We start from the raw sequence: 26,744 nt of genomic DNA, 5'->3' as shown, positions 1-26,744 counted from the left end.
TGATAGATTGCTTTTTGAACCCACCCCTGCGCCATATAATGGAATAAGGACCAGGACAGCAGCCATGACCCTGAACAGCACGCTCATAAAGGTCACGGATCGGATTATCGAACGATCCGCCGACACCCGCCGAACCTATTTGGACAAGATCGATCGCGCCGCCGAAGATGGGCCGCGCCGAGGGCATCTTAGCTGCTCGGGCCAGGCACATGCCTATGCTGGTGCGGGCCCGGATCAGAACCGACTGGCCGAAGGGCGCGCGCCCAATCTGGGCATCGTGACGGCCTATAATGACATGCTGTCAGCGCATGCGCCCTTTGCGACCTTCCCCGACCTTATCAAACGCGTCGCCCGCGACGCTGGTGCCACCGCGCAAGTCGCGGGCGGTGTTCCGGCCATGTGCGATGGCGTCACACAGGGCGAAATGGGGATGGAGTTGAGCCTGTTTTCACGGGATGTGATCGCGCTGGCGTCTTCGGTTGCGCTGAGCCACAACACTTTTGACGCTGCCGTTTTCCTTGGCGTCTGCGATAAGATTGTGCCGGGACTTGTCATCGCGGCGGCAAGCTTCGGGCACATCCCGGCGGTGTTTCTGCCAGCTGGCCCGATGACCTCGGGCCTGCCTAATGACGAAAAGGCCAAGGTGCGCACCCAGTTTGCCACCGGTGAAGTGGGGCGCGATGAACTGATGGCGGCCGAGATGGCGTCCTATCACGGCCCCGGCACCTGCACGTTCTATGGCACCGCGAATACCAACCAAATGCTGATGGAATTCATGGGCCTGCACTTGCCCGGTGCGTCCTTTGTCACCCCTCATACCGACATGCGCGAAGCTTTGACCGCCGAGGGTACGCGGCGGGCGCTGGCGATCACGAAGGACGGTGCCGAAAGCTTCACGCCTGCGGGGCATGTGCTGGACGAAAAGACGTTTGTGAACGGGCTGGTCGGTCTGATGGCGACCGGGGGCTCAACCAACCTCGTGTTGCATCTGCCCGCGATGGCGCGAGCTGCCGGGATCATTCTGACGCTTGAGGATTTCGCAGATATCTCTGCGATTGTGCCGTTAATGGCGCGCGTCTATCCGAACGGGTTGGCGGATGTAAACCACTTCCACGCTGCCGGTGGGCTTGGCTATATGATTGGCGAGTTGCTGGACGCGGGCCTTTTGCATCCGGATACCAAGACCATTATGGGTGATCTGCGCGCCTATACCCAAGAACCGAAACTGGACGGCAACCGTGTACACTGGGAACCCGGCCCGCGCGAAAGTCTGAACGACAAGATTCTGCGCCCGGCCTCGGATCCATTCCAGAAAACCGGGGGGCTAGTGCAACTATCCGGCAATCTGGGTCAGGGTGTCATCAAGGTCTCTGCCGTAGATACCGACCACCGGATCATCGAGGCGCCCGCCCGCGTGTTCCACGACCAAGACAGCGTCAAGGCAGCCTTCAAGGCCGGAGAGCTTGAGGGCGACATGATCGTCGTCGTGCGTTTCCAAGGCCCCCGCGCCAACGGGATGCCGGAACTGCACAGTCTGACCCCGACCCTATCTGTGTTACAGCAACGCGGCCAGCGGGTGGCGCTTATGACCGATGGGCGGATGTCAGGTGCGTCGGGCAAGGTCCCTGCGGCCATCCACGTTGCGCCCGAGGCCGCAAACGGTGGCCCTATCGCGCGCATCCGTGATGGCGATATGATCCGGCTTGACGCCGAGATGGGCACTCTTGAAGTGCTGACCCAAGGCGCAGTCGACCGCCCCGCAGTGCAAGTCGATCTAAGCGCCAATGCCGACGGCATGGGTCGCGAATTGTTTGAAACCTTCCGCCGCGCGGCCAGTACCGCGACCGAAGGCGCAAGTTCTATTTCCGGAAAGAGGGACTGATGACGCCGCAAGACGCAAGCACCGCCGCCGAAAAAATCTGCCGCCTTGCACCGGTCATTCCTGTTCTGGTGGTGGATGATCCATCCCACGCCGCCGCGCTGGCAAACGGCTTGGTGGCGGGCGGTCTACCGGCACTGGAAGTAACCCTGCGCACCGATGCCGCCCTTGAAGTGATCGCCGAAATGGCGCGCATTGAAGGGGGCGCCGTCGGGGCTGGCACGCTTCTAACGCCCCAAGACGTCGAAAACGCCAAGAAAGCCGGCGCAACCTTCGGAGTGTCCCCCGGCGCGACCGACCGGCTTCTGGACGCGTGCGAGGCCAACGATCTGCCGCTGCTGCCCGGTGCCAGTTCGGCGTCTGAGGCCATGCGGCTTCTGGAACGCGGCTATACGGTGCAAAAATTCTTTCCAGCGGAAGCCGCCGGCGGCGCGCCCTTCTTGAAATCTCTTTCCTCTCCCTTGCCGCAAATCCGTTTTTGTCCGACCGGCGGTGTCAGCCTATCGAATGCAAACGATTACCTGTCCCTACCTAACACGCTGTGCGTCGGGGGATCATGGGTGGCACCAGGCGATCTGGTCCAAGCTGGTGACTGGTCGGCGATCACGGCATTGGCTAAGACCGCCGCCGCATTGCCGCGTTAAGATCAGCCCAAAACGGTTTTCACGGCGCGCGCTGTCGCGGCGATCACCGTGTCCGCCTCGTCCCGTGTCAGGCAGAACGGTGGCGCAAAGCCCAGAATGTCGCCTTGCGGCATGGCGCGCGCGATTACCTTGCTTTCTTCAAGCAGCTTGGCCGAAATCTGCGGGCCGATCTTGTTGGCTGCGTCAAAGAAGGTCCGACCATCTTTGTCCTGCACAAACTCGACGGCACACAGCATCCCTTCGCCGCGGATATCGCCTACATTGGCGTGCTCCGAGAGGGCATCATTCAACCCTTGCTGCAAATAGCTGCCCACCGCACCCGCATTTTCAATCAGGTTCAGATCATCAATCAGCTTAAGGTTTGCCACACCCGCCGCCGCCCCGATCGGATGGGCGGAGTAGGTCCAGCCGTGGCCGATCGGGCCGTTTTCGTCCGTGCCTTGCTCCAGCACCTTCCAAACCTTGTCCGACACGATAGAGCCGGACAGCGGCGCATAGGCTGATGTCAGCCCTTTGGCGATAGTGATGATATCCGGGGTCATTCCGTAATGTTCCGACCCGAACATGGTGCCCAAACGGCCAAAACCAGTCACAACCTCATCCGCAATCAGCAGGATGTCATGCTTTGCCAGAACCGCCTGAATGGCCGACCAATAACCGTCTGGTGGGGGCACAATACCGCCCGTGCCAAGAACCGGCTCGCCGATGAATCCCGCGATGGTGTCGGCCCCTTCGCGTTCAATCAGTGCCTCAAGCTCGGCGACACAATGGGCGACGAAATCGGCCTCGCTTTGGGTCAGGTCGTCACGGCGGAAGTAATACGGGGCTTCGGTATGAATGACCTGCGCCAGCGGCAGGTCGAACTTCTTGTGAAACAGCTCAAGCCCCGTCAACGACCCGGTCACAAGCCCTGACCCGTGATAGCCTCGCCAGCGCGAGATAATTTTTTTCTTCTCGGGTCGCCCCAGGATATTATTGTAATACCACAGCAATTTCACGTTGGTTTCATTCGCATCAGACCCGCCTAGCCCGAAATAGACCTTGGACATGTTAGCTGGCGCCCGGTCCAGTATCATCTTGGCTAAGGTGATCGACGCCTCGGTGCCGTGCCCGACATAGGAGTGATAATAGGCCAGTTCGCGGGCTTGTTCGGCGATGGCATCCGCGATCTCGGGCCGGCCATAGCCGACATTGACGCAATAAAGCCCGGCAAATGCGTCCAGCAGCTTGTTGCCGTCTCGATCTTCAATATGCACGCCAGAGGCGGTGCGGATCACGCGGTTCGGGCTTTCACCCCGCGCGTGCTGCGCCAGATGGGTCGAGGGATGAAAGAAGTTCTCGCGATCCCACTGATCTAATTGGTCATTGTGAAGCATGTCTTACCTCAAGCGTTCAGGCGGCGCGCGGCCGGGTTCTGTCATGACAGGAGCCTTGGCGCATGGACCCGTGGCATCGTGCGGCTTCGGGTCGGGCGGGTTGGCTCCGCTCAGCCCCAGCAGCAGCGCGCAATGCCTTTATTGCTTGGGATGTAGATTGGATAGCGTATCAACGCTGCGAAATCCAGCCCTGTCAGACGTCGGCCACACCAATCACGGCCACGCAATCGCCCGCCTTGATCAGCCCCGGATGGTGGCGGCTGATCAAAATGCCATCAAGCCGAGCATGGTAGTTCACCGGCAACTGGCCGGTGCGGTCCAGCGGCCAGCGTCGCGCCACAACATCGCCCTTCTTGACTGGATCGCCAAGCTCAACCATCGCCTCGTACATCCCATCGCCTAGGCTGAACAAATAGCAGTCATCGTCGGGCATTGTCAGCGTGATCGTATCATCAACCTGCATTTCACCTTGCAATATACCGAAATGGATCAACACGTTGCGCACGCCCTTCTTGGCAATCGCATTCGACCGCGCGGTAGATGTGCCGCCCCCGCCCAATTCGGTCGTGACCAGAACCTTGCCCATATCTTCAACTGCCGTGTCATACATGCCCACATTGTCAATTTCGAGCATCTGTACCGAATAAGGCGCATTGAAGGCTTGCATGGCCGCAATGCAGTCAGCCTCAAGCGCCTTATCCTCAAGGAAATGCACGGCAGCGAAATGAACGAAGTCCAGTGTCTTTCCCCCCGAGTGGAAATCGACCGCTACATCGGCCATCGGAAGTAACACGCGTTGAAAAAAATCAGCAATCTTTTCAGTGGGCGTGCCATCGGGGCGGCCCGGAAATATCCGGTTCATATTGCCCCGATCAATCGGTGAGGTCCGCGTGCCTGCGCGAAAGGCGGGATAGTTGAACGCAGGCACAATGATGACACGTCCCGATACATCCTCGGGCTTCAGGGTCACAGTCAGTTCCTGAAGGGCAATCGGCCCCTCGTATTCATCGCCATGATTGCCTCCCGTCAACAGCGCCGTAGGACCGGGGCCGTTCATGATGACCGTGATCGGGATCATGATGGACCCCCACGCACTGTCATCGCGACTGTATGGCAGTCTGAGAAAACCGTGATGCGCGCCGTCCTGATCCAGCGGGATGGTGGGAACAATCGGAGTGTCGATCATGGCCTAATCCTTCACAAACAAACTGCGGGGCACGTTGGACAGGCATTCCGGGCCATCCGTACCGATGCGTATGCTTTCGGTGATTTCGAAACCCCAATCCTCCATCCATAGGCCGGTCATGAAATGGAATGTCATGTTTTTCTGAAGCACGGTGGTGTCACCGGGTCGCAGCGACATGGTGCGTTCGCCCCAATCGGGCGGATAGGACAGTCCGATGGAATAGCCGGTGCGGTTGTCTTTCACGATTCCGTACTTCTTCAACACCCCGAAGAAGGCCAGCGCAATGTCCTCGCAGGTATTGCCCGCGCGCGCCTTGTCCAGCCCCGCCTCCATCCCTTCCAGCACCGCCTTTTCCGCGTCCAGAAAGGTTTGCGTCGGCTTGCCCAGAAAGACAGTGCGTGACAGCGGGCAGTGATAGCGGTGCACGACACCTGCGATTTCGAAAAACGTGCCTTCGCCGGGCTTCATCGGTTGATCGTCCCATGTCAGATGCGGTGCCCCAGCATCCGCCCCCGAAGGCAGCAGTGGCACGATGGCCGGATAGTCACCACCATACCCCAGCGTATTGTCATATCGCAGACCGGCGTCATAGATATCAGCCACCAGATCGCATTTTCGCAGACCCGGTTCGACCTTGTCAAAAATCCGCTGGTGCATGTTGCCGACGATCTGACCTGCTTGGCGCATATACTCTATCTCGGTCTCGGATTTTACGGCGCGCTGCCAGTTGACCAATGCAGTGGCATCGGTGAATTCGGCGTTGGGAAGGTGTGTCTGCAGCGATGCGAAAGCTGCGGCGGTAAACCAGTAATTGTCCATCTCGACCCCGATACGGCCTTGACCACACCCGCGATCCGCCAGTTGGGCCGACAGGTAGTCCATCGGATGGCGCTCGGTGGATTGCACGTAATGATCGGGATAACCGATGATATTGTTTGGCGACATATAACAGGTGCGCAGCGCGCCCGCCGCATCCTGCCCACGACCAAACCAGATCGGCGCGCCGTCCAACGTGACGATGACGCATTGATGCACATAGAACGACCAGCCATCATATCCAGTCAGCCAGTTCATATTGGACGGGTCAGTGACGATCAGCAGATCAATCTCGCGCTGCGCCATCGCCCGCCGCGTCTTGCCCAGCCGGTCGTCGTATTCGTCCTGCGCAAACCAAAGCTTCGCTGCATCCATCCTGTTTACCCCGCAAGACCAGCATTCCCCACCGCCTACCTGACGCAAGGATGTGATTCTTGGCAAGCATTGCGATAAGGAAAACGATCTTTAGATGTCGGGCTGAACGCGTGCGCCGTCACCAGCGCCGCATCATGGTGCGCCACAACAGACCACCGCGCCGGGCAAATTCGGACTGGCCCAAGCCACCTGTCGCGACAAGTCCGGGCTGTTTCGCGGCCTGTCGCAAGATCGCTTTCGCCTGCCAAGCACTGCGCAGGGCCGGGTTATCGCGTCCGTCCAGGACCGCCTGCCCGCGTGAAAGCGCGTTTAAACCGGCTTTGCACAGCGTCGCGATTACAACTTCGTCCGGCATCACATGCCCACGCCCGGCTGCCATCAGCGCTTGCTGCGACATCAGCCAGTTGGCAAGGCCGGACGCCTCGCCAACATCCTCCAACGCCTGATCGGTGTCGTGGTCACCTTCAAAATCCGTAATCCCCGTCGCCTGCCCCGCGGCCAGCATCAACGCCCCCGCCGTTGCGCGCACATACCCACGGATATCATCGACCGACCGGCGTGACAGGCCATGCGCGTCCCCCTCGCGCGCCTCGATCATTCGCAACAAGGGCGCGGGGCGTATATCGCCCCAGACGACCAGTTGCGAGACCGGCTGTCCGACCTCATGGCGCGGAGCCTCTTGCCCGTCGGCCGCGGCCTCAATCAAATCACGCCAGAATTGCAGGCGGATCATCGCGACCATCGGTTCTTGCGTCATGAAGGGCGCGCGGGCGATTTCCAGGTTGAATGCATAGAGCGGGAACAAGCGTTTTCGTTCGGCCACGGCGCCCGTCATGGTCGCCAGAAACCGGTCGGGGTCGCCCTTCTGGACGATCTCGGCACAAGCCGCAATGGGGTCCTGATCCGGGTTGTCTGTCATGCCGGTTGCGCCCCATCGCGCAGAAGCTTCCAAGTGATCGCGTCAAGAAGCGCCTCGAACGAGGCATCGACGATGTTCGGGCTTACCCCCACAGTTGACCAGCGGTGGCCGTCGCGATCTTCGCTGTCGATGATGACGCGGGTCTGCGCCTCGGTCCCGCCTTGGGTGATGCGCACTTTGAAATCGACCAGCCGCAGATCGTCGATGATGTCCTGATACGGCCCAAGGTCTTTCGCCAGAGCCCGCGCCAGTGCGTTTACGGGGCCGCGATCTGTGCCGGTCTCGTCCATGCTTTCGGACACAGACAGCTTTTTTTCATCGCCGATTTTCACGACGACGATGGCTTCAGACAGGCTGACTGTCTGGTTGCGTTTGTTCTTGCGTCGCTCGATCGTGACCTTATAGCGCTTCACCTCGAAAAACTGCGGCAGTTGCCCCAGCACGTCCCGCGCGATCAGCTCGAACGAGGCTTGCGCGCTGTCATAGGCATAGCCCTGATCCTCGCGCTCTTTCACGCGGTTCAGAATGTCGCCGAGACGAGCATCACCCTTGGCTACCTTGATCCCCGCATCCGCCAGTCGGGCACGCAGGTTTGACTGCCCTGCCTGGTTCGACATCGGCACGATGCGCGCGTTGCCCACCGTTTCGGGCGGAATGTGTTCATAGGTGGTCGGGTCTTTCAGAATGGCACTGGCGTGCAGCCCGGCCTTGTGCGCAAAGGCAGATGACCCCACAAAGGGCGAGGCCTTATTGGGCACACGGTTCAGGATGTCGTCCAACTGGCGCGATATGCGGGTCAGCCCCTGTAGTCTTTGGCGTCTAACGCCCGTCTGGAACTGGCTAGCATAGGGTTCTTTAAGCAACAGCACGGGGATCAGCGTCGTGAGGTTCGCGTTACCACAACGTTCGCCCAGCCCGTTCAGCGTGCCCTGCACCTGCCGCGCGCCTGCGTCGATGGCCGCAAGGCTGCACGCGACCGCGTTGCCCGTATCGTCATGGGTGTGGATGCCCAGATGGTCACCGGGAATGCCCGAAGCAATGACCGCCTTAGTGATTTGGTGCACCTCGTGGGGCAGCGTGCCGCCATTGGTGTCACACAGCACGATCCAGCGCGCCCCAGCGTCATGCGCGGCCTTCAGGCACTCCAGCGCGTAGTCCGGGTTGGCCTTGTAGCCATCAAAGAAATGCTCGGCGTCATAGAGCGCCTCGCGTCCCTGCGCGACGAGATGGGCGACCGAGGCGCGGATGTTTTCCACGTTCTCGTCCAGCTCGATCCCCAACGCGGTGGTGACGTGGAAATCATGGCTTTTGCCGACCAGACAGACCGCCGGCGTGCCCGCATTCATCACGCCCGCCAGCACCTCGTCATTCTCAGCCGAGCGCCCGGCCCGTTTGGTCATCCCAAACGCGGTAAAGGTCGCGCGGGTATTGGGGGCGGCCGCGAAAAAGTCGCTGTCGGTCGGATTCGCACCGGGCCAACCGCCTTCGATGTAGTCCATGCCGAGGCTGTCCAGCGCGGTTGCGATCTGCTGCTTTTCCGTCAGAGAAAACTGCACGCCTTGTGTTTGTTGACCATCACGCAGCGTGGTATCGTAGATGTAGAGGCGTTCGGTCATCGGTTGCCCTCGCTACTCGTTACGTCCGGTCGATAGACCGGACAGCGCCCGACCCTCCCCACGGGAGGGCGCTTCGCACCCACCCAAGCTCGTGCGCTGTCCTGTGCGAATGAGGACATCACAAACCCTCCAGTTTGGAATAATCGGAGTCCAATGTTTCCGAAAGTATAGTGCCGTCCTTGGTTGTATGGACTTCAAATCCAGCAGCTTTTGCGGCGTCTCGAATCCGATCTGCCTCATCAAAGTTTTTTTCCGTCCTGGCCGCGTCAATCATTGTGCCAATGCGAGACCATGCAGACGCTTTGTCAAATTGAGCGGCGATCTCTTCAGGAAACGCATTCTGGTCCTTTCTCTTCCCGTCCAGTCCGATCAATCTAAGACTTCGTGAGAACTGCGCTACCATATCCAGTTCAACATTTTCTTCACGCAAGTACTCTCTTTCAAAGCGATCTAGCAGCGTCAAAGCTAGCGACGTGTTTAGGTCATCAGACAGCGCCTCAACGAAACCCGGGATCACCTCGACATTGTCTCCAACACCTTCTCCTCGCTCTCCAAACCCGACTGCTTGGGCGTGAGCCTGCCAGCGCCTAACTGTATTGAAAGCTTGCTCTGCCTTCTTCTCGGTCCAATCCATCGGCTTGCGATAATGCGTGCCAAGAAAGACAAAGCGGATCACCTCGCCCGGCACGCCTTGCTCCAGCAAATCATGGACGGTGAAGAAGTTGCCCAGCGACTTGGACATCTTCTTGCCCTCGACCTGTAGCATCTCGTTGTGCAGCCAGTAATTGGCAAACCCCGCGTCGGGGTGGGCGCATTTCGACTGGGCGATCTCGTTTTCATGGTGCGGGAACTGAAGGTCGTTGCCGCCACCGTGAATGTCGAAGGTTGCCCCCAACAATTCATAGCTCATGGCTGAGCATTCGATATGCCAGCCCGGACGGCCCCGGCCCCAGGGGCTATCCCACCCCGGCAGATCATCAGTGGACGGTTTCCACAGCACGAAATCCATCGGGTTCTTCTTGTAAGGCGCGACCTCGACCCGCGCACCGGCGATCATGTCATCGACCGATCGGCCCGACAGGCGTCCGTAGTTCTTGTAGCTCTCAACCGCGAACAGCACATGGCCCTCGGCTTCATAGGCGTGACCCTTGGCGATCAAGTCCTCGATCATCGCGATCATCGGCCCGACGAACTCGGTCGCGCGGGGCATCTCGTCCGGCTCAAGCGCGCCAAGCGCACCCATGTCTTGCAGATACCAGCCGATGGTCTCGTTTGACCGCTCATGCACCAACTCCTCCAACGTGCCCTCGGCGCCCGCTTCCTTGCGCTGAAGCGCGGTCGCGTTGATCTTGTCATCCACGTCGGTGAAGTTGCGCACGTAGGTTACGTGATCTGGCCCATAGACATGACGAAGCAGCCGATAGAGCACGTCGAACACGACCACGGGCCGCGCATTGCCCAGATGGGCGCGGTCATAGACCGTCGGCCCACAGACATACATGCGGACGTTTTTCGGGTCGATCGGGGTAAAGACCTGCTTTTCCCGCGCCATCGTGTTGTAAAGCTTGATGTCCGTCATAATGTCCTCGCAAACCTGCGCATACGCGTTCCCGCGGCGGGCTTAGCAAGTTCCTGACATGTATGGAATAGAAGAACGGCCCGCCTGACAATGTCAGTGGGTAATGCAGCAGATAATGGTGATGCTGTTCCGTTTCATGACCTGCACGCTAGCACCCTTCCCTGCGCCTGCCAAGCGGGTTATCGTGTCCTTATGACCCGTGACACCGTGAACAAGATATGCGAAGGCCTGCCCGGCGCGGAATGGTCCGAGCCATTTGGGCCGGGTCACGACATCTGGAAAGTCGGCGGCAAGATTTTCACAGCGATTGGCGCCGAAACCCCCGGCGTATCGGTCAAAACGCCGGATGTTGAAACCGCTGCCATGCTGATCGAGGTTGGCGTGGGCGCGAAAGCCCCCTATTTCCATCGCTCATGGGTGCTGTTGCCGTTTGACGCGGGCAAGGACGAATTGATCCACCGCATACACAGGTCCTATGCGCTGATCCGGGCAAGCCTGACGAAAAAGGCGCGAGCCACGCTCGCGCCCTTCGACGTGGACAGCTAAGCGGTCGCCGCGTTGGTCTTGGTGGCCAAGACACCTCGGGTCCACATCTGGATGACCTTATAGACGATGGGCAACACGATAAGTGTGGCCGCGACAAGGCTTAGCCCCGCGATGACCCGCAGCAGATCGTTGCCCGTAATCACCGCCGCCATTTGCATCAGCGTCGAAAACGCCGCAATCGGGAAGGTCAGCGCACCCCAAAGCGGGCTGAACCCGGCGCTCAGCAGCCAGCGGGCGCGAACCACCAGAAGCGTCAGGATCGCAATCGCCGCCACGCTGAACACCAATGCCAACTGGGTGTTTCCCAGAAGATAAGCCGAAGTGCCAAGAACGCTGGCCGGTGCCAGATGAATCGCCAACAGCGGTCGTAGCGGTGCAGGAACGGATTGGCGCAGGACCTGCGCGATACTGGCGCCCCAAATAACCGCCGCCGCAAGACACCCGACCCAGAAGGTCACGGTCGCCAACCCCGTCAGCCCCAATGGCACCGCCGCCAAGGGCACCAGCACAAAACCGGCGAACAATAGGTGCCAAACGGGCGTCACGATCCGCCCCTCGGCCGGGCCGGTAATCAACAAGTGAATGACCCGGCCCGCCAAGAACAAGTGCAACGCAAGAAACAGAAGCAGCACCGCCCCCGCCAGCACAATCGAGTAGTTGAGGATGGTGACAGACAGAAGATAACCCGACAACACCATCGCTGACAGCCCAGCCCGGCCCGGCAGGACGCGCAGATCCTCGACATAGGTGCCGGGACGTTGAATCAGCTTCATGACGTAAGCTGCTATACTGAATAGATAAAGAAGCGTTGTGGCGCCCAGCAAAAGCTCACCGATCCCCGCAGGCGCCGACAATATGTCCACCGCGCGCCGCCACGCCAGCCCCAGCCCGAAGGCCCCCATGATTGGCGTGAACACCGCAGGTGGCATCCGCTGAAACATGCGCGTCTTAGGCGGGATGGGCGGCGGGGGTGGAAAATACGGGGCTTTGGCCATGGGGCGCTCCTTCGTCGGCTCTTGGCTGATGTAACGCGCAAGGAAGCTCAACGGAAGACCCCGGCCCCGGCCCGATTGCCGCAGGCCGTGGATGAGATCGTCGCGCCGCTATTGCAGGTAATCCGACCGTTGCAGCCCGTATTTTGCCATTTTCTCGTTCAGGGTTCGACGCGGAAGGCACAGTTCATCCATCACCCCGACGATCGACCCCTTGTGGCGGCGCATCGTGTTGTCGATCAGCATCCGTTCAAACGCTTCGACATATTCCTTGAGCGGCTTGCCCTCGGTCGTCATGACCGGCTGCACCTCGTCATGGTCCGACATCAGAAGGGACGAAATCGTGCCAGTGCCGCGCCGCGACTGCAACACGGCCCGTTCGGCGATGTTGATCAACTGGCGGATGTTGCCGGGCCACGGCGCTTGCAGAAGCTGGGCGGCTTCCTGCGCGCTGACCGTGGGGGCGGCGCAGCCGTATTCATCAGCGAACTGGTCGGCACAGCCGGTGAACAGCATCAGGATATCTTCGCCCCGCTGGCGCAGGGGTGGCAGGGTGATTTTCATCGCGGCCAGACGATAGAACAGGTCCGGGCGCAGGCAATCTTCGCAGGTCTTGCCTTGTTCCTGAAGGTTGCAGATCGCCACGACGCGGGTTTCGGCTGGCGTGCCCTGATCGTTCATCCAGGTCAGCAGGCGGGCTTGAAGGCCCATTGGCAGCGCCTCGATATCTTCCAGAACCAGTGTGCCGCCGCGCGCCTCTTCGACCAATGGCTGCGTGCCACCTTCTTCCATCGGGCCAAACAGGCGGCGGGTCAGGTCATCTTCGTCTTGGCCTGCACATGTGGCGACAACGAATTTCTTGCCGGCTTTCGCACCAACGGCGTGCAGCGCATGGGCGACCAGCGTTTTGCCGGTCCCGGTTTCGCCTTCGATCAACACATGCCCGTCAGACTGGCCGATATCCAGAATATCCTCGCGCAGTCGCGACATGACAGGCGACGCCCCGATCAACTTCTTCATGATGGTCGAACCGTCGGACAATTCCCGGCGCAAAGCACGCGCATCCATCGCCAGTCGCCGCTTGTGTGTTGCTTTCTTGGCCAAGTCGGTCAGTTGATCGGGGTTGAACGGCTTTTCAAGGAAATCGTATGCACCAACGCGCATCGCCTCGACCGCCATTGGCACGTCGCCATGCCCCGTGATCATGATGACCGGCAGCGAGCTGTCGATGCCCATCAGTTTCTTCAAAAACCCCATGCCATCAATTCCCGGCATCCGAATGTCCGAGATGATAACACCGGGATAATCCTGTCCGATCACCTTTAACGCATCTTCGGCGGATGGATAGGTTTCAGTTTCGAACCCCGACAGCGACAACCATTGAGAAATGGATTGCCTCATATCCTGTTCGTCGTCGACGATCGCGATCTTCATTGCCTGCGCCATGGCGGCCTCCTCGGTGGTATGCATCGTCCCCGCTATTCGGCGGCTTCAACGTCCAGTTCTTCTTCGTCAAGCGCGGGCAGTTCAACCTCGAACACCGCGCCGCCATCCTGTCCGTTTCGCGCGGTCAGACGACCGCCCAGATCGGCAACGATCCCCGACGAGATCGCCAAACCAAGCCCCACACCGTCGCCCGGCGACTTGGTGGTATAAAAGGGCTCAAACAGGTTATCCAAATCCTCGACCCCGTTTCCATTGTCGCGCACCGTGATCAAAACATAGTCGCCACGGCTGACGATGATATCAACTTGTGGCAAATCAACGCTTTTTGTCGCGTCCAGCGCATTCCGCAGCAAATTGATCAACACTTGCTCAAGACGCAAGCGATCACCCATAACCATGACCGGTTCGCGCGGAATATTGCGCGTGATGCGGACCTCGCGGCTTTTCAGTTGAGGTTCCATCATGGACAGCGCGGTGGAGACACTTGCGCGCACATCCATCGGTTCAAACGCCTCACCACCCTTGCGGGCATAGCTTTTCAGCTGGCGAGTGATCGCACCCATACGTTCGATCAGATCGTCGATCCGTTGAAAACTTGACGCGGCTTCATCGGGTCGTTTGCGTTGCAACAGGAGCTTGGCGCCCGCCAGATAGGTCTTCATCGCCGCCAGCGGCTGATTGAGTTCGTGGCTGACCGCGGCGGACATTTCGCCCAATGCCGCCAGTTTCGAACTTTGCGCAAGCGTCTGTTCGGCAACCTGCAGGTTTTCCTCGGCGCGTTTGCGTTCGGCGATCTCGCGTTGCAGGGCGACGTTCAGCTGGCGCAGGTCTGCCGACTCCTGCGCAAACAGGACAGATCGCAACTGCGCCCGGCGGCTGATCAGGTAAAACAAAAGCGACAGCAACATCGCAAAAGCCATGATTTCCAGCGCCAGAACCGCATTCACTTTTTCGCGCACCGATGCGTAGGACGTGAAAGACGCGATTCGCCAGCCTTGAAACGGTACGCGGCTTTCGTGGCGCATCACCTCTTCGCCCAGAAACAACACATCAGACGGCAGGCCAGACCAATCGGCCGCGTCCCGCACGCTGCGCCGGATTGCTTCTGTCGCAGACACGGTCGCCAACGCCTCGCCTTCCGGTTTTCCGCGCCAACGGGGTTCGGTCGCCAGAATCACGTTGCCCTCGCTGTCCGTGACCAGAACCGCATCCGAGATGCCCGACCAGCTTCGTTCAAATTTGCGCAGGTCCACATTGACCACAATCACCCCGATTACGCCGTCTTTGTCGTCAATTTTGCGAGAATAGGAAAATTCATATGCCCCCGCTTCGGTCTGAACCGCAGTGAACACCGTTTCGGAACTGCGTAGCGCATTGACGAAATAGGGGCTGGTGCGGTGCTGCGATCCCAGCATCTCGCGGGTGGTGGCAGCGACCGCGCGCCCATCACCGTCCAACAGCATCAGAGAGGCGGCCTCGATCTCGTCGCGATAAGGGATAAGACGTGCAGTGCTTTGCGAATAATCGCCGGTATTCAACGCGTTGATCAGCGCTGGATCACGCGACAAGAGCAACGGCACGACTGAATTTCGTTGCAATTCGCTGAGCAGGTTACCCGAATACAACGCCACGCGCAGCTCGGCCCGGTTGCGCGTGGTCTCGGTGTAGCGTTCGGTCAGCCAACGGTTCGACACATAAACAACCAACACAGCAAGCGATACCAACGCCACAAGGACGAAACGCGCGCGCAAGCTAACCCCGGGGCGAGGTGGCAAAGCGGGTCGGTTCGAAAGATTGGCCATCCGTCAACGATAGGCCCGAAGGGCCTGCTTCGCAATCACGCCGAAACGACGCTGTCCACCAACGAGCGGAACATCGCCGCGCCATCGGTGCCTCCGTGAACATCGTCCACGCAGCGTTCCGGATGCGGCATCATTCCAAGCACCCGTCGGTTTTTAGAAATCACCCCGGCGATATCCCCGGTCGAGCCGTTGGGATTGTCGGTATAGGTGAACGCGATCCGCCCTTCGTCGCGCAATTGGGTCAGCTTTTCGTCGGTCACCTGATAATTGCCGTCGTGATGCGCGACTGGCACGATAAGTTCCTGTCCCTTCGAATATCCGGCCAGAAAATCGCAATCGGTCGTTTCCACTTTCAAACCAACGGGCTTGCAGATGAACTTGAGGTTCGCGTTGCGCATCAAGGCCCCCGGCAGGATGCCGGTTTCAGTCAACACCTGAAAGCCGTTGCACACGCCCAAAGCATACCCACCGCGTTCGGTGTGACGAATCAGCGACCGGGTGATCGGGGACTGTGCGGCGATGGCACCGCAGCGCAGGTAATCCCCAAACGAAAACCCGCCGGGCACCGCCACCATGTCCAGATCGGACGGCAGCTCGGTTTCCTTGTGCCAGATCATTGAAACTTGCGCCCCGGCCCGCTCAAACGCGACCGCAAGATCGCGGTCGCAATTGGAACCCGGGAAGACGATGACGCCTGCCTTCATCACAGCACCTCGATCCGGTAGTTTTCGATCACCGTGTTGGCCAGCAGCTTTTCACACATCTTTATAACATCCTCCTCGGACGTACCGTCGGCCAGATCCAGCTCGATCACCTTGCCCTGCCGCACGCCTTCAACGCCCGAGAAGCCCAGATTGCCAAGCGCGTGGCGCACAGCCTCGCCCTGCGGGTCCAGAACACCGGTTTTCAGCATCACGTCTACACGAACTTTCATCGGGGCATATCCTCAGTTGATCAGAGTCGGTTTTTGGGGGGTGTGGGTCACGTTGGACGGCATGACGCCCAAGCGGCGGGCGACCTCGGTATAGGCGTCAGCCAAATCACCCAGATCGCGGCGGAACACATCCTTGTCCAGCTTCTGCCCGGTCTCCATGTCCCACAGCCGGCAGCTATCGGGACTGATTTCATCGGCCACGATCAGACGTTGGAAATCGCCCTCATAAACCCGGCCCATCTCGATCTTGAAATCGACCAGCTTGATGCCGACCCCATACATGACGCCAGACAGGTAATCATTGACACGCAGGGCCATTGACACGATCTCGTCCATTTCCTGTTGGCTGGCCCAGCCGAACGCGGCGATGTATTCTTCGGGCACAAGCGGGTCGCCAAGGCTGTCATCCTTATAAGAAAACTCGACAATCGGGCGGGGCAACGGCGTGCCTTCTTCCAGTCCCAGCCGCTTGGCCATAGACCCTGCGGCCACGTTGCGCACGATCACTTCCAGCGGCACGATTTCGACCGCGCGCACAAGCTGTTCGCGCATGTTCAGGCGCTTGATGAAATGGTTGGGAATACCAAGCTGCGTCAACCCCTTCATGAAGAACTCGGACAGCCGGTTGTTCAACACACCCTTGCCGTCGATCACGTCTTTCTTTTCGGCGTTGAAGGCAGTGGCGTCGTCTTTGAAATATTGGACGATCGTGCCCGGCTCGGTCCCTTCATAAAGGATCTTCGCCTTGCCCTCGTAAATTTTCTTTCGCCGTGCCATGGGACCTCCGTCAGGCGGAGCGGGGTGCAGCCTATGGCGGACCCCTGCCCGCGCGACTCCCGCCAATGCCCGCCCTATACGTGAAAGCCTGACGCTGGGCAAGAATATCACCGCTCAGACAGGATTTCCCCGATATTCGAACGATAGCGGAGTTGCAATAACCGTCCGTCATTGGCATATCATTACCTAACAGCGCTATTCGGCACGCCGAAGGTGCCAGTCCATGAAAAAGGGAACGTAATGACCACCTTTGATGAACGCGAAAGTGCCTTCGAGGCCAAGTTTGCACATGATGCAGAAATGATCTTTAAAGCCGAAGCCCGTGCCAACCGGAAACTGGGCCTGTGGGCCGCCGAAAAGCTGGGCAAATCCGGTGAAGACGCCGAAGCCTATGCGCTTGAGGTGCTGAAATCCGATTTTGAAGAGGCCGGGCACGAAGATGTCGTGCGCAAGGTCACGGGCGACGTCAGCAGCACCACCCCCGAGGAAGTTCGCGCCAAACGGGCCGAGTTCTTGGCCATCGCCAAAGGCGAGTTGATCGCCGAGGTCTGATCGACCTACCGCACAAGCACGTTTGAAATGGCGCCCCCACCGGGATCAAGCCACTTGCCGGATGTGTTGAATCGGTCAAGCGACGCACCCAGCGTATAGTTGCTTTGAACAAAAGATACCCTCGCAGTTTTCTGCGAGGGTATCTTGGTTTCATGTACCGGCCCGCAGGGCAAAGTCGCTGATGCAGGCATCAGTTTGAGCGGTCACTTATGAGAGTTCTGTCAGAGCGGGATAACAAAAGCCGAATAAATGACCCTCTAAGAAGCAGACAATTGAGAGGCGTTGGTTCATGTCACATCCACTCAACTCTGCAATCGAAATGGCGATCAAAGCCGCCGACAGGTCGGACGAATTCCAGAACCTTCCGGGGGCGGGAAAGTCGCTGGAGTTTCTTTCCAACCCCAAAGATGCGGTCATTGATCGTCTTATGAAAGAGAACCGGGTCAAGCCGTTGGCTGTGCATCTGAAAAACAAAGTCACAAAGCTTCGACAGGCGCTGCAAGCTGAAACCGATGAGGCTGTTCGCAAATCCTTGATGAAAGAAATTGCTGACCAGCAGCTGAGGTTGGACCTCGAACTGGAAGCCTTGCGCAAATACGGCTGAGTCTGAAACGCCAACTTCACTTTCCGCAACGGCGGCTTCGCGTTCTCGTTGACTCAACTGGTCCAGGTTAGAGAGGCTTCAAAATCCCAAGGCCGAATTTGTGAAACTGACATCCGTGTTGAACGCCGCATTTGACATTTCTTGGGCTCGGAGCGGGTTTTGCCAAACCAGGCCGCGTACACGAGCCGCGACCCTTAACACATCCGCTAAGGGGCTTGCACCGAGACGGCGCCCCTTATTGTTCGGGGATTTGCAAAACCGCCAAAAAATCGACCTGTTAATTCACGCTTTTTATCTTTGCCTGCTGATGCGTAAAGATGAGAGCCAGGACGATTTCTTGCTAGATATTCTTGAGCAATCGGAACCTTCCGACAAGGCCCAACGGAAAGCTGACACGCATCAATGGCCACCCAGAAACAGTCAATCGTATTCAAGCGCGCGGCTTTTCGCGAAAAGGTGCCATTCCGACCTTCTGAAAAACGCTTAAGGTTTGCGCCCACCCGCAATACGTGGCAGGTAGCGCGCAACTCTTTTTCACCTTGCGGGGACCCCAAATGACGGACGCGCTAACCCAACTTTTGATGGACCGCGATTGGCTGATGGCCGATGGCGCGACCGGAACCACATTGTTCAATATGGGCCTGACCTCGGGTGATGCGCCCGAAATTTGGAACGTGGAAAAGCAGGACAATATCCGCGCACTTTATAAAGGCGCGGTCGATGCAGGATCAGATATCTTTCTGACCAACTCGTTCGGTGGCAACGCGTCGCGCCTGAAACTGCACAACGCGCAATACCGCGTGCGCGAATTGAACCGCGCCGCCGCCGAATTGGGTCGCGAGGTGGCAGATGCATCAGGCCGCAAGGTGGTTGTGGCAGGCTCGGTCGGCCCCACCGGTGACATTATGGAGCCGATGGGCAGCCTGACCTTCGACAGCGCGGTTGAGATGTTTCACGAACAGGCCGAGGGCCTGAAAGAAGGCGGCGCCGATGTGCTGTGGGTCGAGACGATCTCGGCCCCCGAAGAATACAAGGCCGCCGGCCGCGCCGCTGAATTGGCCGGGATGCCTTGGTGCGGCACGATGAGCTTTGACACGGCCGGGCGGACCATGATGGGTATGACATCCGCCGATCTGGCCAAGATGGTCGAGACCTTGAGCCTGCCGCCGCTGGCTTTCGGTGCCAATTGCGGCGTCGGCGCATCCGACCTGTTGCGCACGGTTCTGGGTTTTGCCGCCCAAGGCAGCGAACGACCGATCATCGCCAAGGGCAACGCGGGCATTCCGAAATATGTGGACGGGCATATTCATTACGATGGCACACCCGATCTGATGGCGACCTACGCGGTGCTTGCACGCGATTGCGGCGCCACCATCATCGGCGGCTGCTGTGGCACCACGCCTGAACACCTGCGTGCCATGCGCGAGGCGCTGGAAACGCAGCCCCGCAGCGACACGCGGCCCACGCTGGACCAGATCACCGCAGCGCTTGGTGGGTTTTCCTCGGCATCGGACGGCACTGGCGACGATGCGGGGGCGAAGCCCGAGCGGCGATCACGCCGCCGGCGGGGCTGAGACGAGACTGGAAACGAGATTGGAAAACGGGGGCATTTCGCGCTCGTTTTCTGTTCCAGCACGCTCAGATCAGAAAAGCGTGAGCTGATCACCGGGTTTCGGAGGCACCGCGAACAGGTCGCCGCGCAGCTTGGGAAGATGTCCAGGGAAGCCAAGCCGTTTGCGGGTGATCGCGAACCGGTGGCGCAGAAGATCCGCGAATGCGCCCTGCCCGACCATGCGCGCGCCAAACTCTGCGTTGTAATCCCGCCCCCCACGCATTCCGCGCATCCGTCCCATGACGCGTGCCGCGCGGTTGGGAAAATACTCCTTCAACCACTCCTCGAACAATTCCGCGACCTCACCCGGCAGTCTGAGCAGAATATAGCCTGCCGACATCGCGCCCGCGTCTTTTGCCGCGCCCATGATTGCCTCAAGCTCGTGATCGGTCAGGCCGGGTATAACGGGCGCCACCATAACCCGCACAGGCACCCCGGCCCCGGCCAGGCGCTCGATCATCTGTAATCGGCGATTGGGGCTTGGCACGCGCGGCTCCATCCGGCGCGAGACAGTGGCATCCAGCGTGGTCAACGAAATACCGACATGGGCCAGCCCCGCCTGCGCCATGTCAGACAACAGATCAATATCGCGTTCGATCAACGTGCCCTTGGTGACGATGGTGACGATGGTGACGGGATGACGAAACTGCGACAGAACCTCAAGCACACCGCGCATCACGCGATACCGCGCCTCGATCGGTTGATAGGGGTCGGTGTTGGTGCCGATGGCGATGGGCGCAACCTGATAGCGCGGGCGCGACAGTTCCTGCCGCAAGCGGTCCGGCGCACCCGGCCGCGCAATCAGCCGCGTTTCGAAATCCAGCCCGGCAGAATAGCCAAGATAGGCATGGCTGGGCCGCGCGAAACAATAGATGCACCCGTGCTCGCACCCGCGATAGGGGTTGATCGAGCGGTCGAATGAAATGTCGGGCGATGTGTTGCGGGTGATCACGCTGCGCGGGTTTTCGATAGCCACCTGGGTCTGACTGGCGCGCGGCGCATCCTGATGCCAGCCATCATCAAACCCAACGCGGGCGTATGGTTCGAACCGCCCTACCGCATTGGTGACGGCCCCACGCCCGCGCCGCGCCTCGGCCCTGATTTTGCCATTCTGCTCTGACTCCATAAACTGAGTATAAGAACAAAAAGGGAACGTATGAAGCGGATTCACTATCTCATAGCGAATTATTCATTTGCCATTTGGTCGGTCCCAGCGCAATCAATGTCGCAATCGGTCCAGACCAAGCGTGCCAAACGGTCGCATGCTGAAAGTGACCAGAACGAGTTTTATCTAAGGAACGGCAGCCATGTCCGACCAAGACGACGATATCATCCTGAGCGAGCTGAGCGACGAAGAGCTTGTCCTTCAAATGCATGACGACCTGTATGATGGGCTTGCGGAAGAAATAACCGAGGGCGTGAACATCCTGCTTGAGCGCGGGTGGCAACCGTACAACGTTCTAACCGAAGCGCTGGTTGCCGGCATGACCATCGTCGGCCACGACTTCCGTGACGGCATCCTGTTCGTACCCGAGGTGCTTCTGGCCGCCAACGCGATGAAGGCCGGCATGGCGATCCTGAAGCCGCTTCTGATCGCAACCGGTGCGCCGCGGATGGGCAAGATGGTGATCGGCACGGTGAAGGGCGACATTCACGACATCGGCAAGAACCTTGTGTCGATGATGATGGAGGGCGCGGGCTTTGAAGTGGTTGATCTGGGCATCAACAACGCCGTCGAAAGCTATCTTGAAGCACTGGAGGCTGAAGAAGCGGATATTCTGGGCATGTCGGCCCTGCTGACCACGACCATGCCTTATATGAAGGTGGTGATCGACGCGTTGGTCGAAAAAGGCATTCGTGACGACTATACCATTCTGGTGGGCGGTGCGCCCTTGAACGAAGAATTCGGCAAGGCGATCGGTGCTGACAGCTATTGCCGTGACGCCGCCGTTGCTGTTGAGACCGCGAAGGAATACATGGCGCGCAAACACAACCAGCTTGCAGCCGGCTGATCCGGGCCAGATCCAAATCAAGGCCCTGCCCACACGGCGGGGCCCTTTTCTTTTGCAACACCCGCCCCCAGATAGAAAGCATGAGCAAAACACGTTTCTTTCTTCTGATCACGCTGGTGATCTTGTCGGGTGGTCTGACAGTTCTCGTGGGCAGTCTCGCGGCAGCCTCGGGCAAATTCGACGGTCAGGTCGCGATGGCACTTCTGCCATTGGTCATGCTGGCCTCGATCGGCATTCGTGGCCTTTCGAGAGGAGACGAGAAATGAAGCCAAGCGACGAAGATTTGACGCATAAAGGGCTGTTGCCCACCGATACTTCAGCCAAGGTTCTGATCTTGGCATGCGGCGCGCTGGCCAATGAAATTCTTGCGCTGATCCGGTTGAACGGCTGGGATCACATGAGCCTGACCTGCCTGCCAGCGATCCTGCACAATACGCCCGAACGCATCCCTGACGCGGTGCGCGCAGCGTATGACAAGCATCATGCCGATTTCGACCAGATTTTTGTGGCCTATGCCGATTGTGGCACCGGCGGACAACTGGCCGCCTTGTGCGACGACTTGGGGATCGAGATGATCCGCGGCCCCCATTGTTACAGCTTTTTTGAGGGCAATGACGCATTCGCGGCCCACGCGGACGGAGAGATCGACGTCTTCTATCTGACCGATTTTCTGGCGCGCGGGTTTGAAAGCTTCGTCATCAAGCCCTTGGGGCTGGATCGCCATCCCGAACTTCGTGACATGTATTTCCAGCACTACACGCGGCTGATTTATCTGGCACAGACCGACAATCCCGACCTTGACCGAATGGCGCAAGCCGCCGCCGAGCGGCTTGGATTACGCTATGAACGAAAATTCACGGGATTTGGCGATCTGAAAACCGCCCTGAAACCGCTTGCCTGATCAGGCCGCTTCGGCGGCGTGCAGACGGATACGTTCAACCATCGCGCGCAGCCCGTTCGACCGTTGCGAAGACAGGTGTTCATTCAGCCCCAAGCGCGCCAGTTCGGCTGGGGCATCGACGTTCGACACCTCGGACACCGGCAGATCGTTATAAAGCGCGCCCAGAACCGCGATCAGCCCCTTTACGATCATCGCATCGCTGTCACCGCGAAACCGGAAGGTCCCGCCTTCGATTTCCGGATGCAGCCAGACTTGGCTGGCACAACCTTCAACTTTTGTGGCGGGCACTTTTAGCGCGTCATCCATCGGCGGCAGCGATTTACCCATGTCGATGACCGTCGCATAGCGATCCTCCCAGTCATCCAGAAACTCGAAATCCTCGACAATCTCTTCAAATACGGCGCTGGCCATGGTGTGTGATCCTTTTTTTCCGTCGTCATTCAGTTAGGGTGAAGTGCGTCAAAGGTCCAGACCCGGCCGGGTGTGCAGTGTTCTCTTTTCAAAGCGGCGCGCATGGGCTAACCCTTTGTTCAGAAGAAGAGGAGCGACCATGACCCTGCGCCGTTTTGTCCTGCCTGCCGTGATGAGCAGCCTTGTCCTTGGCCTAAGCGCCTGTGGCGGCGGCGCGAGCCTTAATCCCTTCAACTGGTTTCAATCCGACGGCGTGAAAGAGGTCGCCGTGGTGCCCGAAGGCGGGTTTCTGGAAGATCAGGAGTATCGCGGGCTGGTCACGCAGGTGGTGGATTTGCAAGTCTTGCGCAGCACAGGCGGCGCCATTATCCGCGCCAAGGGCCTGCCACCGCGGCTTGGCTATTGGGATGCGCAACTGGTGGCCGAAAACGGCGGGCGGGCCGTCGATGGTGTTCTGACATATATGTTCCGCATATCTGAACCGCCCTATCGCACCAACGCAGGCCGCCCAAAGCAGCGCGAGGTCTATGTGGGGCGCTTCGTCTCGAACGCCCGATTGCAAGGCGTCAGGTCGATCCGCGTGATCGGCGAAAGCAACAGCCGTTCAGCCAGCCGATAAGCTTAGGGCGCACACAGGTCGGGCGCTCTCAGACCTCGAACACCTCGACCCGTTGACCTTTGGCTGCCAGCGCCAGCTTTCCCTCGCACAAGCGTACGGCATCCTGTCCGAAGACCTGCGCCCGCCAACCACGCAATGCTTGCACGTCACGCTTGCCTGCCGCCAACGCATCCAGATCAGCCGCTGATGCGATCAGCTTCTGCGCCACCCTCTCTTGTTCGCACCGCGCCTTTAGAAGCACGCGCAACAGATCGGCAAGCGCGGGGTTCACCTGCAACTTGTCACGAGATTTGTCGGGCGCGCTCGGCAAATCCTCTTGCGCCGTTTCGACACCTGCGGTGACGGCTTGCAGAATACCATCGGCGATCTCACCCTTGCGGGCTTCGCGCAACAGAAGCCGCGAACGGTTCAGATCCTGCAAACTGCGCGGTTTAGTTGATGCCAGTTCCATCAGCGCGTCGTCCTTCATCACCCGGTTGCGGGGGATGTTGCGCGACTGCGCATAAGCTTCACGAAACCGGGCCAGTTCTTTTGCAATACCCAGAAAACGCGATGAATTCGTACGTGTTTTCAAGCGCTTCCACGCGTCCTCGGGTTGAATTGTGTAGGTGGCCGGGTCGGTCAGGATGGAAAGTTCTTCTTCGACCCATGGCCCGCGCCCGCTTTTTTCAAGCTCGGCGGCGAGGTATTCATAAATTTGGCGCAGATGCGTGACATCGCCGATGGCGTATTTCTTCTGTGCATCGGTCAGCGGACGGCGGGACCAGTCGGTGAATCGGCTGGATTTGTCCATCGGCGCCTTTGCGATCTTTCGCACAAGCGTTTCATACCCCGCCTGATCGCCAAAGCCGCAGACCATCGCAGCGACCTGCGTGTCGAAAAGCGGTTTGGGAAAAACACCCGCTTCGACGAAAAAAATCTCAAGATCCTGTCGGGCAGCGTGGAACACCTTGACCACACTCTCGTCACGGAACAGGTCGTGGAGCGGGTCAAGCGATAACCCCTCAACCAGAGGATCAACCAGCACAGCATCTTCATCCGCATCGCCTGGCACAGCCATCTGCACAAGACAGAGTTTGGAATAATAGGTGCGTTCGCGCAGAAACTCGGTATCGACCGTTACGTAAGGATGCGTGGCGGCGCGGGTACAAAATTCGGCCAGCGCCTCGGTCGTAGTAATCGTGATCATACAGGGTCTTTCTGCTCGTTTTCGGGGTGCGCTAGCGTGTTTTGACGGGTTTACGGCGAAAGCACAAAAAAGAAAAGCCTTGGGGTAAGGGGTCAGGACAAACGCAGAAGCGATCTGTCGTCACTTGCAAAACGGCGAAGCACGGCTGGATATAGCAGATGTTCCTGCACCAGCACCCGTGCGGCCAGTGTATCGGCGGTGTCGCCCGGCAAGATCGGCACGCGGGCTTGTCCAACAATCGGGCCACCATCCAGTTCTGCCGTGACCTCGTGCACCGAACAGCCGCCTTCCGCGTCACCCGCGTCGATGGCGCGTTGGTGCGTGTGCAGCCCTTTGTATTTCGGCAAAAGCGACGGGTGGATGTTCAGACAGCGTCCGGACCATTTACTGGTGAAGGTTTCGGTCAGGATACGCATGAAGCCTGCCAGACAGATGATGTCGGGCCGCGCACGTTCCAGCGCTGCATTCAACGCAGCCTCGAACCCTGCGCGGTCGTCTTTGAAATCGCGATGGTCCACAACGGCGGTCGGAATGCCCAGGTCGCGGGCTTTGGTCAGCCCACCGGCATCCGGCACATTGGACAGAACAAGACAGGGCCGCGCGGGGTGGTCGCCGGTCATCGACTTGACCAGCGTCACCATATTCGAACCGCCGCCTGAAACCAAAATGGCGACCCGCTTATGCGTACCGCCCGTGTCGCTCACAGAAGCGACCCCAGATAGCTGACGCCTTCGCCCGACTGGACGCGGCCCATTTGCGTGACATGCTCGCCTGCTTGGGTCAGCTGTTCGGTCAGGGTGGGCGCCTGCTTAGCATCAACGACCAACACCATGCCCTGCCCCGAATTGAAGGTCTTTAGCAGTTCTGCCTCAGACATCTGGCCTGTTTGTGCCAACCATTTGAAAACCGGCGGCAAATCCCATCCATCCAGATCGACCAAAGCGCCCAATCCGTCGGGCAGCACACGCGGCAGGTTTTCGGTCAGGCCACCGCCGGTGATATGGGCTAGCGCGTGAACGCCCCCTGCCCGCACCGCGTCCAACGCCTGACGCACATAAAGGCGCGTTGGGGCCAGAAGCGCCTCGCCCAGCGTGATATCGCCATTCCACGGACAATCCGCGTCCCAGCCAAGGCCCGAGACCTCGACCAGTTTGCGCACCAGCGAATAACCGTTCGAATGCACCCCGTCCGAGGCCAGACCCAGCAACACGTCACCTTCCCGCACACCTTTGGGCAAGTCCTCGCCGCGCTCCATCGCGCCGACCGAGAAGCCGGCCAAGTCGAAATCCCCGTCCTCGTACATGCCGGGCATTTCGGCGGTTTCGCCGCCGATCAGCGCACAGCCGGACAGTTCGCACCCCTTGGCGATACCTTCAATGATCCGCGCGGCCTTGTCCGTTTCCAGACGGCCCGTGGCGAAATAATCAAGGAAGAACAGCGGTTCTGCCCCTTGGCACACAAGGTCATTGACACACATGGCGACCAGATCAATGCCGATCGTGTCCACATTACCCGTGTCAATCGCGATGCGCAGCTTGGTGCCGACACCGTCCGTGGCAGACACCAGAACCGGGTCGGTGAAGCCGGCGCCTTTCAGATCAAACAGCGCGCCAAATCCCCCAAGGCCAGCCATAACGCCCGGACGGTTGGTGCGTTTGGCGGCGGGTTTGATCCGTTCAACCAATGCGTTGCCCGCGTCAATATCCACGCCTGCGTCGGCATAGGTGATGCCCTTGGATGCGTTGCTCATCTGGTCCCCCGGTTGACCTGCATAAAAACTGCGCCTGCGATAGCTTAAGGGGGGCAAAGAGTCCACGCCTCGCTTGACGCCGCGCACCAGTTTGCTAGCAAGGGCAACAGCCGAGTTTGCAGTGGGCCTGTAGCTCAACGGTTAGAGCAGAGCGCTCATAACGCTTTGGTTGCAGGTTCGAATCCTGCCGGGCCTACCATACCGAAA

27 protein-coding genes and 1 tRNA gene are annotated in these 26,744 nt (G+C 59.3%); 11 read left to right on the top strand and 17 right to left on the bottom strand.

Translation table 11 applies throughout. The features are described from left to right. Positions 1–64 precede the first annotated feature (64 nt). Positions 65–1,882 (top strand): phosphogluconate dehydratase, encoded by a 1,818-nt coding sequence (edd, locus tag MN186_RS01500; RefSeq protein WP_242111063.1) that lies wholly within the window; start codon positions 65–67, stop codon positions 1,880–1,882. After that, positions 1,882–2,523, top strand: coding sequence for a bifunctional 4-hydroxy-2-oxoglutarate aldolase/2-dehydro-3-deoxy-phosphogluconate aldolase (eda, locus tag MN186_RS01495; RefSeq protein WP_242111062.1), 642 nt, complete (start codon positions 1,882–1,884; stop codon positions 2,521–2,523). The genes edd and eda overlap by 1 nt, the downstream gene beginning before the upstream one ends. Positions 2,524–2,525: 2 nt before the next feature. On the opposite strand, the gene MN186_RS01490 is transcribed toward eda, so the two are convergent. From MN186_RS01490 to cysS, 6 genes are all read right to left on the bottom strand, one after another. Beyond that, positions 2,526–3,899, bottom strand: coding sequence for an aspartate aminotransferase family protein (locus MN186_RS01490; RefSeq protein WP_242111061.1), 1,374 nt, complete (start codon positions 3,897–3,899; stop codon positions 2,526–2,528). Positions 3,900–4,092: 193 nt separating this feature from the next. After that, a complete protein-coding gene (gene doeB, locus MN186_RS01485; protein ID WP_242111060.1) occupies positions 4,093–5,085 on the bottom strand; it encodes a N(2)-acetyl-L-2,4-diaminobutanoate deacetylase DoeB in 993 nt (330 codons plus the stop codon). Between the two features lie 3 nt (positions 5,086–5,088). Then, the gene (gene doeA, locus MN186_RS01480) at positions 5,089–6,276 is read right to left on the bottom strand and encodes an ectoine hydrolase DoeA (RefSeq protein WP_242111059.1); all 1,188 of its coding nucleotides are present in this window, start codon (positions 6,274–6,276) and stop codon (positions 5,089–5,091) included. Positions 6,277–6,394: 118 nt separating this feature from the next. Further along, a complete protein-coding gene (locus MN186_RS01475) occupies positions 6,395–7,195 on the bottom strand; it encodes a squalene/phytoene synthase family protein (RefSeq protein ID WP_242111057.1) in 801 nt (266 codons plus the stop codon). Continuing rightward, the gene (gene cimA, locus MN186_RS01470; RefSeq protein WP_242111055.1) at positions 7,192–8,811 is read right to left on the bottom strand and encodes a citramalate synthase; all 1,620 of its coding nucleotides are present in this window, start codon (positions 8,809–8,811) and stop codon (positions 7,192–7,194) included. The genes MN186_RS01475 and cimA overlap by 4 nt, the downstream gene beginning before the upstream one ends. A 118-nt stretch (positions 8,812–8,929) precedes the next feature. Then, positions 8,930–10,390, bottom strand: a complete 1,461-nt coding sequence (cysS, locus tag MN186_RS01465) for a cysteine--tRNA ligase (RefSeq protein WP_242111054.1) — start codon at positions 10,388–10,390, stop codon at positions 8,930–8,932. Positions 10,391–10,582: 192 nt separating this feature from the next. Between cysS and MN186_RS01460 the strand changes: the two genes are divergently transcribed. Continuing rightward, complete coding sequence (locus tag MN186_RS01460; RefSeq protein ID WP_242111053.1) at positions 10,583–10,936, top strand: MmcQ/YjbR family DNA-binding protein; 354 nt, start codon at positions 10,583–10,585, stop codon at positions 10,934–10,936. Here the strand turns inward: MN186_RS01460 and MN186_RS01455 are convergent. The 6 genes from MN186_RS01455 to purC all read right to left on the bottom strand — a co-directional run bounded on the left by MN186_RS01455 (position 10,933) and on the right by purC (position 16,887). Then, the gene (locus tag MN186_RS01455) at positions 10,933–11,931 is read right to left on the bottom strand and encodes a TDT family transporter (RefSeq protein WP_242111052.1); all 999 of its coding nucleotides are present in this window, start codon (positions 11,929–11,931) and stop codon (positions 10,933–10,935) included. The two genes, MN186_RS01460 and MN186_RS01455, sit on opposite strands and share 4 nt — an antisense overlap. Positions 11,932–12,039: 108 nt before the next feature. Continuing rightward, entirely contained in the window at positions 12,040–13,374 is a 1,335-nt protein-coding gene (locus MN186_RS01450) for a sigma-54-dependent transcriptional regulator (protein ID WP_242111051.1), read from the bottom strand. 32 nt (positions 13,375–13,406) lie between these two features. Beyond that, positions 13,407–15,176, bottom strand: a complete 1,770-nt coding sequence (locus MN186_RS01445; protein ID WP_242111050.1) for a sensor histidine kinase — start codon at positions 15,174–15,176, stop codon at positions 13,407–13,409. Between the two features lie 35 nt (positions 15,177–15,211). Next, a complete protein-coding gene (gene purQ / locus MN186_RS01440; protein WP_242111049.1) occupies positions 15,212–15,880 on the bottom strand; it encodes a phosphoribosylformylglycinamidine synthase subunit PurQ in 669 nt (222 codons plus the stop codon). Next, positions 15,880–16,110: a phosphoribosylformylglycinamidine synthase subunit PurS gene (gene purS / locus MN186_RS01435; protein ID WP_242111047.1), complete on the bottom strand. Its 231-nt coding sequence runs from the start codon at positions 16,108–16,110 to the stop codon at positions 15,880–15,882. Before purS ends, purQ begins: the two co-directional genes overlap by 1 nt. Positions 16,111–16,122: 12 nt before the next feature. Further along, positions 16,123–16,887, bottom strand: a complete 765-nt coding sequence (gene purC, locus MN186_RS01430) for a phosphoribosylaminoimidazolesuccinocarboxamide synthase (RefSeq protein ID WP_242111045.1) — start codon at positions 16,885–16,887, stop codon at positions 16,123–16,125. Positions 16,888–17,127: 240 nt separating this feature from the next. Here purC and MN186_RS01425 point away from each other — a divergent pair, with 240 nt between their 5' ends. From MN186_RS01425 to bmt, 3 genes are all read left to right on the top strand, one after another. Next, positions 17,128–17,439 (top strand): DUF1476 domain-containing protein, encoded by a 312-nt coding sequence (locus MN186_RS01425; RefSeq protein ID WP_242111044.1) that lies wholly within the window; start codon positions 17,128–17,130, stop codon positions 17,437–17,439. Positions 17,440–17,728: 289 nt separating this feature from the next. After that, positions 17,729–18,043: a DnaJ family domain-containing protein gene (locus MN186_RS01420; RefSeq protein ID WP_242111043.1), complete on the top strand. Its 315-nt coding sequence runs from the start codon at positions 17,729–17,731 to the stop codon at positions 18,041–18,043. Between the two features lie 554 nt (positions 18,044–18,597). Continuing rightward, positions 18,598–19,617, top strand: a complete 1,020-nt coding sequence (bmt, locus tag MN186_RS01415; RefSeq protein WP_242111042.1) for a betaine--homocysteine S-methyltransferase — start codon at positions 18,598–18,600, stop codon at positions 19,615–19,617. Between the two features lie 69 nt (positions 19,618–19,686). Here bmt and MN186_RS01410 read toward each other — a convergent pair whose 3' ends face one another. Next, entirely contained in the window at positions 19,687–20,781 is a 1,095-nt protein-coding gene (locus tag MN186_RS01410; RefSeq protein ID WP_242111041.1) for a PA0069 family radical SAM protein, read from the bottom strand. A gap of 181 nt (positions 20,782–20,962) precedes the next feature. On the opposite strand from MN186_RS01410, the gene MN186_RS01405 reads away from it, so the two are divergent. The 3 genes from MN186_RS01405 to MN186_RS01395 all read left to right on the top strand — a co-directional run bounded on the left by MN186_RS01405 (position 20,963) and on the right by MN186_RS01395 (position 22,568). Further along, on the top strand, positions 20,963–21,667 hold the full coding sequence (locus tag MN186_RS01405) for a corrinoid protein (RefSeq protein ID WP_242111040.1): 705 nt from the start codon (positions 20,963–20,965) through the stop codon (positions 21,665–21,667). A gap of 80 nt (positions 21,668–21,747) precedes the next feature. Next, entirely contained in the window at positions 21,748–21,933 is a 186-nt protein-coding gene (locus MN186_RS01400; RefSeq protein ID WP_242111039.1) for a hypothetical protein, read from the top strand. Beyond that, positions 21,930–22,568, top strand: a complete 639-nt coding sequence (locus MN186_RS01395) for a DUF1638 domain-containing protein (RefSeq protein ID WP_242111037.1) — start codon at positions 21,930–21,932, stop codon at positions 22,566–22,568. The genes MN186_RS01400 and MN186_RS01395 overlap by 4 nt, the downstream gene beginning before the upstream one ends. Here the strand turns inward: MN186_RS01395 and MN186_RS01390 are convergent, their stop codons facing one another. Beyond that, positions 22,569–22,979: a SufE family protein gene (locus MN186_RS01390; RefSeq protein ID WP_242111035.1), complete on the bottom strand. Its 411-nt coding sequence runs from the start codon at positions 22,977–22,979 to the stop codon at positions 22,569–22,571. Positions 22,980–23,118: 139 nt separating this feature from the next. On the opposite strand from MN186_RS01390, the gene MN186_RS01385 reads away from it, so the two are divergent. Beyond that, positions 23,119–23,598, top strand: coding sequence for a hypothetical protein (locus MN186_RS01385; RefSeq protein WP_242111034.1), 480 nt, complete (start codon positions 23,119–23,121; stop codon positions 23,596–23,598). Positions 23,599–23,626: 28 nt separating this feature from the next. On the opposite strand, the gene rnd is transcribed toward MN186_RS01385, so the two are convergent. The 3 genes from rnd to purM all read right to left on the bottom strand — a co-directional run bounded on the left by rnd (position 23,627) and on the right by purM (position 26,537). Further along, positions 23,627–24,787, bottom strand: a complete 1,161-nt coding sequence (gene rnd, locus MN186_RS01380) for a ribonuclease D (RefSeq protein ID WP_242111033.1) — start codon at positions 24,785–24,787, stop codon at positions 23,627–23,629. 92 nt (positions 24,788–24,879) lie between these two features. After that, on the bottom strand, positions 24,880–25,491 hold the full coding sequence (purN, locus tag MN186_RS01375) for a phosphoribosylglycinamide formyltransferase (protein WP_289069411.1): 612 nt from the start codon (positions 25,489–25,491) through the stop codon (positions 24,880–24,882). Next, positions 25,488–26,537: a phosphoribosylformylglycinamidine cyclo-ligase gene (purM, locus tag MN186_RS01370; protein ID WP_242111032.1), complete on the bottom strand. Its 1,050-nt coding sequence runs from the start codon at positions 26,535–26,537 to the stop codon at positions 25,488–25,490. The genes purN and purM overlap by 4 nt, the downstream gene beginning before the upstream one ends. 123 nt (positions 26,538–26,660) lie before the next feature. Here purM and MN186_RS01365 point away from each other — a divergent pair. Next, positions 26,661–26,736 (top strand) — tRNA-Ile (locus tag MN186_RS01365). The last annotated feature ends 8 nt before the right edge of the window (positions 26,737–26,744 follow it).

Origin of the sequence: Aliiroseovarius sediminis (assembly GCF_022678485.1) — a bacterium.
GTDB lineage: Bacteria > Pseudomonadota > Alphaproteobacteria > Rhodobacterales > Rhodobacteraceae > Aliiroseovarius > Aliiroseovarius sediminis.
This window is presented reverse-complemented; position numbering and strand designations above follow the sequence as displayed.